General features: G+C 62.6%; 7 protein-coding genes. 3 read left to right on the forward strand and 4 right to left on the reverse strand.

The window, feature by feature from the left end; translation table 11 throughout:
• Positions 1-51: 51 nt before the first annotated feature.
• Positions 52-903, reverse strand: a complete 852-nt coding sequence (locus tag ACW73L_RS19730; protein WP_498924288.1) for a hypothetical protein — start codon at positions 901-903, stop codon at positions 52-54.
• Positions 904-934: 31 nt separating this feature from the next.
• Here ACW73L_RS19730 and ACW73L_RS19735 point away from each other — a divergent pair, with 31 nt between their 5' ends.
• The 3 genes from ACW73L_RS19735 (at position 935) to ACW73L_RS19745 (ending at position 4,546) form a co-directional block, all read left to right on the forward strand.
• Positions 935-1,822, forward strand: coding sequence for a hypothetical protein (locus ACW73L_RS19735; RefSeq protein WP_498924289.1), 888 nt, complete (start codon positions 935-937; stop codon positions 1,820-1,822).
• 166 nt (positions 1,823-1,988) lie between these two features.
• Positions 1,989-3,185, forward strand: coding sequence for an RtcB family protein (locus ACW73L_RS19740; RefSeq protein ID WP_498924290.1), 1,197 nt, complete (start codon positions 1,989-1,991; stop codon positions 3,183-3,185).
• A 32-nt stretch (positions 3,186-3,217) separates the two neighbouring features.
• A complete protein-coding gene (locus ACW73L_RS19745) occupies positions 3,218-4,546 on the forward strand; it encodes an ankyrin repeat domain-containing protein (protein ID WP_498924291.1) in 1,329 nt (442 codons plus the stop codon).
• A gap of 251 nt (positions 4,547-4,797) precedes the next feature.
• Here the strand turns inward: ACW73L_RS19745 and ACW73L_RS19750 are convergent, their stop codons facing one another.
• From ACW73L_RS19750 to ACW73L_RS19760, 3 genes are all read right to left on the reverse strand, one after another.
• A complete protein-coding gene (locus ACW73L_RS19750) occupies positions 4,798-7,812 on the reverse strand; it encodes a Vgb family protein (protein WP_498924292.1) in 3,015 nt (1,004 codons plus the stop codon).
• Positions 7,813-8,697: 885 nt separating this feature from the next.
• Positions 8,698-8,820: a helix-turn-helix domain-containing protein gene (locus ACW73L_RS19755; protein WP_498924293.1), complete on the reverse strand. Its 123-nt coding sequence runs from the start codon at positions 8,818-8,820 to the stop codon at positions 8,698-8,700.
• A 159-nt stretch (positions 8,821-8,979) separates the two neighbouring features.
• Positions 8,980-9,183 (reverse strand): hypothetical protein (locus tag ACW73L_RS19760; protein WP_498924294.1); only part of this gene is annotated, 204 nt, incomplete at its 5' end.

Below are 9,183 nucleotides of genomic sequence, written 5' to 3' on the forward strand. Positions count from 1 at the left end.
AGACCCAACCAGCATGGCTATAGCCGTTCCCACTGAGAGACATACGCAAGCTTAAACATCGATCCACTCGGTGAGTACTGTGCCCTCCTGGTTCCGGCCGTACTCCTCAACCTCCACCTGCCGCATAGGCACTTCACGATCCTCGCACCAATCCTCCGCGGAGGACAGGGGCGCCGCCGTCAGCATCTCCGGCCGCTTGGGCAAGGTGCCGTGACCTAGCAGGCGGGAGATCACGATCTCCCGGACGTACTGGGACAACTTGATTCCGGTGTGATCAGACAATCCCTGAAGATCGCGTCGCAGCCGGTTTGGTATCCAGACCTTGATCGGCATGACGTTCTTGCCGAGCTCGGGCACCCAGTACGTATCGATGCGCTTTTTCCCCGGCGAATCTTCTGTTGTCCCCGCAGAAAACCATGGCATTTCCGGGTCCCTAAACAGGCCAGGGTAGCGGTCATTCATCAGGTGGAATGCATAAAGACCGTAGCAGTGCAGCGCAAAGAACTGCCGCAAAGACTCACTCATCGATTCCGCATTGCGCTTACATAATTCCGCCAATGCGTCGGCCACCGGTTCGGGCAACCAGAACTTGAGCGCCACATCATGGGCTCTGAGGTCGGAGAAATCGCCCATACCCTCGACGATCTGCCCGAACTTCAGGGGGCGGCGACTGGCAAACTGGCCTGAGTCGTTCGATTCCAAGTCGGCACTTGCCGATTTCTGACGGCGGAAAAGCGGCCACATAAGGAATTCCACAAAGTAGGGGAATTTTCGTTTCGACCGGCCGGCGCAGCGTATGGTCCCCTCCTTGCGCCGGATTGCCGCAGCCCTTCGCTTGAGGTAGCTGCTCGGCCAGGCGCCGAAAGTGGAGCGAAGCGCTGCGACAAGGCGGCCCTGACACAATCAGCGAAATGCCCAGCAAACGGGGTTCACCATGCACGCCGTACAGTATAGTCAGACCGATCTTTTCCCTGAGCAGCAGCATAAAGGGGTTCCGCAGCGGCTCGCACTTTTAGAGGACTGCGCGGCCGCTATCGACCAGCTGTTTCAGCAGGCCCTGGAGACGGAAGGAGATCACGCCTTCGACGGGTTTCTCCAGTTCATGAGCGGTTTCAGTGGCCTGTCACCCTACAACGCGATGCTGGTCATGGTGCAGCGGCGCGGCGCCGTCGCCGTAGGCAGCCGCCGTCAGTGGGCATCGATCGGCCGCTACGTCCGGCCGGATGCGGTGCCCATCGTTCTCCTGCAATCCTTCGGTCCCGTGCGCTTCGTGTACGAATTTGCCGATACCGAGGGCAAGGAAGTGCCCGGGGAGAAGCTCAACAGCCTGTTTGCGGAAGGAGAACTGCCCATGGAGCGCTATCAGCGCACCTGTGCCGCCGCAGCGAACTATGCCGTACAGGTCAAAGAGACTGACCTGTACGGCACGCTCCTGGCCGGGACCGCTTCGGCCATGGCAAGGCTGCCGGATACCCTCGCACCGTCAGCGAAGAACGCGGCGCGGTTCCGGGTCAAGGTCAATGCCAAGCACGATCTTCCCACCCGCTTTGCGACGTTGGCGCACGAGTTGGGACACATCTATTGCGGCCACCTGGGGGCGGATTGCAAAGGCCGCTGGCCGGATCGCTCCGATCTGGACCTTGCCCGGATGGAGTTGGAAGCGGAAGCCGTGGCCTGGCTGGTGTGCCAGCGGACAGGGATCAGCCCGCGGTCCCGCGAATATCTGTCCAGTCTTGCCACGGCGGAACATATTGCCGCCGTCAGTCCCTACGCGATTTTCGAGGCGGCCAATCGGGTGGAATCGCGCACGGCGCCCAGATAATCCAGCCTTTGTCGGAGATCACCCCTGGTGGCAGCCGATCACGAGGGCAAAGCCGAGTCTTTGCTGATGGTGACCTGCGTTCCCAGTCCTGAGGCGACGTCGGGAACTGGCCTCTAACCGACGCGACGTCATGTCACATCGTAAAGCGAGAAATGAGGAACTAGCCATGTCGGTCAAACAAGTGCTCGTCGAGCAGCGCGTTCCGGTCAAGATCTGGACCGACGATGTCGATGAGCGGTCGCGGGAGCAGCTCGCCAACATCGCCAGTCTGCCCTTCATTCACCACCACGTGGCCGCCATGCCGGATGTGCACCTGGGTATTGGGGCCACCATCGGCTCGGTGATCGCGACACGCAAGGCCATTATCCCGGCCGCCGTGGGCGTGGACATCGGTTGCGGCATGGTCGCCACCCGTCTTTCCATTACGGCCAACGAACTGGATGAGAAGAGCCTGAAGAAAGTTTTCGACCAGATCAGCCGCGACGTGCCGGTGGGGCGCGCCCAGCACCCCGACAACCGGGTGCTGGTCGAAGCCGTGCGGCCCTTCGAGCCAGGACTCATGTCACTGACTGAACGCCATCCCCAACTGCTCAGGGCCTTCGGCAAGTTCTCCAAATGGCTAAACCAGATGGGAACGCTGGGCGGCGGCAATCACTTCATCGAGGTCTGCCTGGACGAGTCCGACCAGGTGTGGGTCATGCTGCATTCCGGCAGTCGTGGCATCGGCAACGCCATGGCCGATTACTTCATCCAGTTGGCGCGCAAGGACATGGAACGCTGGATGATCCAGTTACCCGACCGCGACCTGGCCTATTTCCCAGAGGGCACGGAGCACTTCGATGACTATGTGGAGGCCGTGCATTGGGCTCAGGAATACGCCATGCAGAACCGCCGTTCCATGCTGGATCTGGTGCTGGCGGCCCTGGCACGGCACCTGCCACCGTTTGAGGTCACCACCGAAGCGGTGAACTGCCACCACAACTACGTGGCGATGGAACATCACTACGGCGAGAACGTCTGGGTGACACGCAAGGGAGCGATCCGCGCCCGCGAGGGTGATCTCGGCATCGTGCCCGGTAGCATGGGCACACGCAGCTACATCGTGCGTGGCAAGGGACACCTCGAGAGTTTCTGCTCCAGCGCCCACGGCGCGGGCCGGCGAATGAGCCGAACGACGGCCGAGAAACACTTTACCGAGGACGACCTCGCGCAGCAGACCACCGGGGTCATCTGCCGCAAGGACAAGGGTGTGATCGACGAAATTCCGGGCGCCTACAAGGACATCGACCAGGTCATGGCCAACCAGAGCGATTTGACCGAGATTTTGCACACGCTCAAGCAAGTGGTGTGTGTGAAGGGTTGAACATCAATCACTGGCAGCGAGAGCCAACGAATATGTCTGCGAAGCAACCGCGTCAGGCCTACATCTGGACGCGAGAATTCCCCAAGGAACGGCTACAACAAATACAGCGGGTCCAGCGCATTTGGGAGTCACTGTTCGGCGAACCCGGCGACCGGGGGCACTATGCCCGTTTCCACTGGCTGGGGCTCGACGATGTCCACTTGGGGAATGTTCGGCGGGAGAAGTTCGTCGCTCCATTGGCGGGGCGCGACTGCGAAATCCATCTGCAGGTTCGCACCACCCGTGAATGGTTCGCATACGAGGTTTATCGCCGGGCCCTGGCGAGCACCCGCAATCGCTATCCCAATTTCGAGGCCCATCATTTTCTGGAGGGCCCCCGCGCGGGCGAACGGATCCTGGAGTTCCTCTCCGAGGAGCACGATCTGGCGCACGGGTATTTATGGACCGCTTTATGGACCATCATCAAGGATGAGAACCCCACGGTCAGTGAAACATGCGTTGTCGAACCTTGCAGCACGTGGGGTGATCCCATGGCCGTTGCCACCACCAAACGGTGGGGAAACGAGCTGGCTCCGGATAGCCGCAAGATCACTGTCGTGCTGAACCGGAAGGAGATCACCGGCCCAGACTATCCCGGCGTGCGCTCTCAGCTGGAGGCTGGCAAATTGCCGGAGGTCGATCCCACACCCCTGGCGTTTTCGTTCGACGACATTCGAAAGGGGTTTATCGAGTTGGCGGCGCCGGAGTTGGTGATCCTCAACTGGCACGATGCTCGCGGTCCGCTTTCCGGCGCGGACCGTGAGTTGCACGAGGCTGCGTACAAGGTGGACCGAGCTGGTATTGAGAGGGCGATTGCCAGCGGTGCCAACTTGAATCGAGTCAACGAGACCGGCAAATCGGTGATCAACAACCTTGTCGAAGGGTGGGGAAATCATCGCGCGCACTGCCGTGCCCCCGAGCGTGACCTGGAATGGTACAGTGGTGCTCGACCCGAGCGGGAAATTCCCGAAGCCGAGGTTTGCGCGATGATCGAATTGCTGCTGAATCAGGGAGCGCACCCGGACCTCCATGGTCCGGAGGAAGCGTCCGCGCTCGTGGATGCTGCGGTGGGAAACTATGCCTTGATCGTCGAGCAGTTGCTCAAGCATGGCGCCAACGCGGCCATTGACTGGGCTTGGGATTCGCATTTCGGCGAATGGCCGCAAGCCTGGGACAGTCCTGCATTCGACGCCTTTCAGGAAGGTTTTCCGGAAGCCCGGCGTGTCTACGATCTATTGATCCTCAACCGGCCCAGCCCGATCTTTTCCAAAGCCAGGGAGGAGGAGGACAAGGCGGCTGCACTGGGTGGCGCACCGGAATAGCGCGGTGACAATCATGGCGGAAGGGTAATTTGACGATTGGTCTGCAATCAGACTTCCGGCAGGAGGGTGATGGGAGTTTCGATCTACATCTGGCCCGCTCACCCGTCTCCTGCACCAACCCGATCCTCTGAAACCACCCTGATCGACGCACTGAACCGGCCGTCAAGGTAGAACGAACAGGACCGTGCACCGGGTCATTCCGCTCTGACTGCGACGGTGTCAACGAGTGGGGCTGTTGGGGGCAACCGTGTTCAATCCTGCACCTTCACCGGGGTCGACACCGCGCTCAAGGGCACCCCTACCCAGGGCAGGGCGGCCGTCTGCACGCACTGCACGTAGTGCCCAACCAGCCTTGGGTCGTTGAGGGGCAGCACATAGGCGCTGGTCCAGGAGCCCTCGAGCATCCGGCCGGTCGTCGCATCGCGCCAAGAGAGGCTCTGCCCGGTGGCGCCGGTGGGCCAAGTGCCGCCCGTGCATTCGATGAGGTTGTTCAGCCGGGGCTGGCCCGAGATCTGCGGGGAGCTGGTCGCTGGGCTGACGCCGGTGGAGAATGCCCAGATGCGGTAGTCGAAGTCGTCCCCGCCCAGGTAGATCTGACCGTCGGGGCCGGTGACCGCAGTGGCACCGAGGCGGTAGGGGAACGCGAAGAGGTCGGTGGCGCCCGTGGCCGCGTTCATCCGGACCATGCGGAAGTCCCCACTATTGGTCCCGGTCATACCGCCGAACCACAGACTGCCGTCAGTCCCGAAGGTCGCTGCGGTAAGGTTCGTCATGCCTGACGGGATCGCGAAGGAGACGGTGCACCCGCTACCAATAGGAAAGCAGACCTTCACGCCCTGAGGGGTCAACGTGAACTGGGACAGATCGAAGACCGCGACGCTGGGCGCGATATCGTGGCTGGGGTCGCCGTTGTTGATGACCCACATCCGGCCGTCCGGACCCGCCGCCAGGCTCCCCAACTGCCCGGGCGGGAACGGTGAGCCCACGGCGATTAGGGTGCCTGCGGTGTTGTACACGTCGACCTGGGTGAATGAGGAGACCCAGAGGTTACCATCCGGACCGGCAACCACGTCGTAAGGCCCGGCATCGAGTACGCCCGGGAACAGCGTCGGGGTCATCGAGGCGAGGTTGAACCGCCCCAGGGTGGCCCCTGAGGCCGCGAACCAGAGGTTGCCATCGGGGCCGACCGCCAAGTTGGATACTGTGCCGGCCGTCGACCCTATCTGGTAGCGGGTGAGTTGCCACGTCCTGGGGTCGAACTTGACCAACGCGGGCAGCGCGGTGCTCCCCGAGGGGATCGAGCCGGCCATCCACAGGTTGCCGTCGGGGCCCGCAACCAGCTGCGATGTGTTACGCACCGGGAACCTGCTGACCTTACCCGTAGCCAGGTTGCGGTGGCCGAGCTGGTTGTTCCCGTCGATCCACCATAGGCCGTTCGCCACGGCCACCAGCCCCCGGGTCACACCGGTCGGACCGGGCACCGGGGTCGCGGTGCCCAGCGGGCCGATCATGGCCGGCGGGGTAGCGGGCGTGCCGTAGTAGTCGGGACCGGGGATCACATCACTGGGTACACGGGTGCCCATCAGCACCGTGCGTCCCGACAGCGTGGCCCGGGTCAGCAGTTCGGCGGCCTGCGTGTCGCAGGCCACCAGGGTCACCTCTGATCCCTCTGGGAGATCGTAGTAGTCCTGCCCAGCCGGAATGGGGACGCTGGTCCACGAAATCCCATCCGCGGAGTAGCGGACCGAACGCGTGGATCCCCCTGCAATAAAGTGCTCACCGACGAGGTAGTCGTTGGGTCCTACGCTGGGTTTCGTGACGGAGTTCCCTTGGTAGTCGACGTAGCTGGGTAACATTGCCAGCGAACTGATCACCGTGGGCAGGCCCGCAGGCGGTTGATCGCTGCCGGCATCAGCCGGGTTGCAGTGCACCCGCCGGGTGCCCGCGTCCAGCGACACCTTGGCCGGAGTGTTCACCTGGTTGGTCGTTTCGGTGAACTGCCATTGGGCGACGCCCCCGGAGTTTGTTGGAACGTTGGCTGCTGCGGGGTCGTCGAAGGCGGGCTGCTGCGCTGCGGGTAACGGGGTGACCACGTTGGCGACCAGCCCGTTCGCGTGTGAACCGAACGTGGTTGTGCCGCTCTTGGGAATGTAGGGCGAGCCCTTCCCCCAGTCGTAGACCTGGGCGAACTGGCGCCACGGGTGATTCTGATCCGTGGCCCCAATCATGATGTAGCCGTCGTGGGCGTTGCAGCCGTTGCTGAATAGCGCTACCAGCCCCTCGACCAGACCGGTGATTGGCTCGGCGTAGTCCAACAATCCATCGGCGAACTCCAGGGCAGTGTCGAAAGTACCAAGCTCGGACTCCGGGATGCCCGCGGATTGGGCGCTCGCCGCGGCGTACGTCGCCCACACCCCATCCTCGGATAGCAGGTTTCGGACTACATCCAGGGAAAAGAAGCCCAGCGACTCGTCGATGTCTTTCCACGGCCCGTCATCGTCGCCGCTGGGGATATCCAGTTCCGGCAGCGTGCTGGTTGCGGCATCCTGCGCGGCTTGCAGGGCATCGTTCTGAAACTCTGTATAGTCGGCCAGGACGGTCGTGCCGGAGGCATTGTCTTCCCTGCCGTCCAGCACGCTCGTGTCGGACTCGACATAGGCCTGGATGGACTGCCCCGGTGCCAGGATGTTGCCGTTCATAGTGCCAAGGTGCGATCCGTTCCAACCGCTCTGCGGCCCCGACCCCCCGTACTCGTAGATCGAGTCGTACATGCAACTCGTGGGGCCGGCCATCACCACCAGTGGGTTGCTGGTGGTGTTGGTCAGCCGGACCTGGCCACCCGCACCCTGAAGGAGTACCGCGCCGGGACCGCCGGGCAGTGCCAGCGGGCTACCGCCCCAACGGGCGCGGGCACCCACGGAAGCGATGTCTTCATGGATCGCCCGAGTCGGGTCGGCGTCTCGGTAATGCCGGAAAAGCACCCTGATCCGCGCGGCCATGGCTCGCGGCGTGCGGCCGGCCCACATTTGCGCTGCCAGGGCCCTTTGCTGCCGGAGCGTCAGCGCCAGGCTGGCGGTCACTGTGCCGGTCTTGCGGTCCACTCGCATCCGGGAGCCGGATGCGAAGCGATTCGCCCCATCAAGGTCGAGTCTGCTCACCGGGCCGGCAATCTGGGACGCCCCCGCTACGATGACCTGCGCAGTGACGTAGTCCGCCTTCTTGCGCTTGGATACGTCACTGGACCGATAAATGTCGATTTCCGTCATAGCCCTCACCCGGTTGGGGGCGACGCCTGGCGTCGCCTTCACGCGGGCGTCTGCGTAGCGCGGGACTCCAGCCACGGCACCGCTGTCAGTGGCGTGTGCCGGCGCTGACGGCCGGGTGGTCGTCGCATCCACGAAAATAGCTGAGGCGCCCATGGCTTGTGGTGCAGCCAACGAAAATGCCGGGAAAAAAATCATCAACACGCTCGCCCATAGGTGGGAAAGCTTTGTAAGGATTGACGTGTTCATTGAGATGGTCTCGAATCGGGACCGCATCGGCTTCGTGCCGGAGGGAGCCATCAGGAAGTTTAGTTGGCCGTGGACGGAGGCTCAGGCTCGCGTTGGGGCGAGTCCGATCGCGCTGCCGTGCTCGGTTTAACATCGAGTCAGCGCATTACGTGCAGCTTATTCTCCTCACTCCGCGGCAAACCGACGGCGCCGAGTGGCGTAAGCGTCGGAGGTATGCCGGGTCCGACAGTCCCAACTATAGACCAGATCCTTCTGATCTGAATTATCGAAAGGACTCCATTACACAACGCTGCATAAGGATGTGCGACATGTATCTTGACAAACACCGGTCCCAATGCCTTGAATTTAGTGGCTACTCGCACTGTCGCCCGGGTCTTGGGTTGACGCGGTGGAGGGGCGGGGCGCAGAGCGACCGGGTCGCCGAAGTTCCAAGGTGTTTCCGGCCAGTTCCAGTAGGGTCAGGACCTGTTCCGGCGAGACGCGCTGGATGGGGCAAGCGAACAGGCGTAGCTTCAGGGACCGCAGAAGGTAGGCGAGATTCGGGCGATAACGTTGGGCCTGGTCCAGGCCGGGCACCGGTCTGCGTCGGTCAACAGGTCGACTACGCTGCAGCCGAAGGCCTCGCCAGCTTGCGCAAACTCAGGAAGGTAATGTTCTCGCGGCCTTGTCAGCCTCGATACGTCTGATCTGCGCCTGCGTAAAACCCGCCGCCTTCTCCAGCTCACGCTGGGTCCAGCCGAGATTCTTGCGACGTTCGGGCAATGCTCATGGCTGATGCGCTGGATGCATAATGAATACAGGTCTGGTGCGATATCCGGTCCCGAGATGTACCGTGATCGGATGCAACGGGAATAGCAATCGCCCCTGAGTCACATGCGCGAGGACAGCGCGTCACCGGGAGAGGAATTCGGACGCCGGATGTCAGCAGGGATCGCGACGACGCCCGGGCGGCGGTTCAGGCAGGATCCGCGATTCGAAGCCGGTGGCCGTTTCGATCAGGCGCGAGCGCTTCGGCTTGACCACGCTTTCGATGCTGCCGACGATCCATGGACTTCTCTGAACCCCGGATGGTGGACGCTGGACCGGCGGCTCCCAGACAAGGATCCAGGCCGATACCGAGCCGCC

It is taken from the genome of Methylolobus aquaticus (genome assembly GCF_054172105.1).

What these genes read in the sequence shown, in the direction of transcription:
- ACW73L_RS19745 (WP_498924291.1), top strand. Translation starts at nt 3,218, where the DNA reads ATGTCTGCGAAGCAACCGCGTCAGGCCTACATCTGGACGCGAGAATTC.
- ACW73L_RS19735 (WP_498924289.1), top strand. Translation starts at nt 935, where the DNA reads ATGCACGCCGTACAGTATAGTCAGACCGATCTTTTCCCTGAGCAGCAG.
- ACW73L_RS19750 (WP_498924292.1), bottom strand. Translation starts at nt 7,812, where the DNA reads ATGACGGAAATCGACATTTATCGGTCCAGTGACGTATCCAAGCGCAAG.
- ACW73L_RS19740 (WP_498924290.1), top strand. Translation starts at nt 1,989, where the DNA reads ATGTCGGTCAAACAAGTGCTCGTCGAGCAGCGCGTTCCGGTCAAGATC.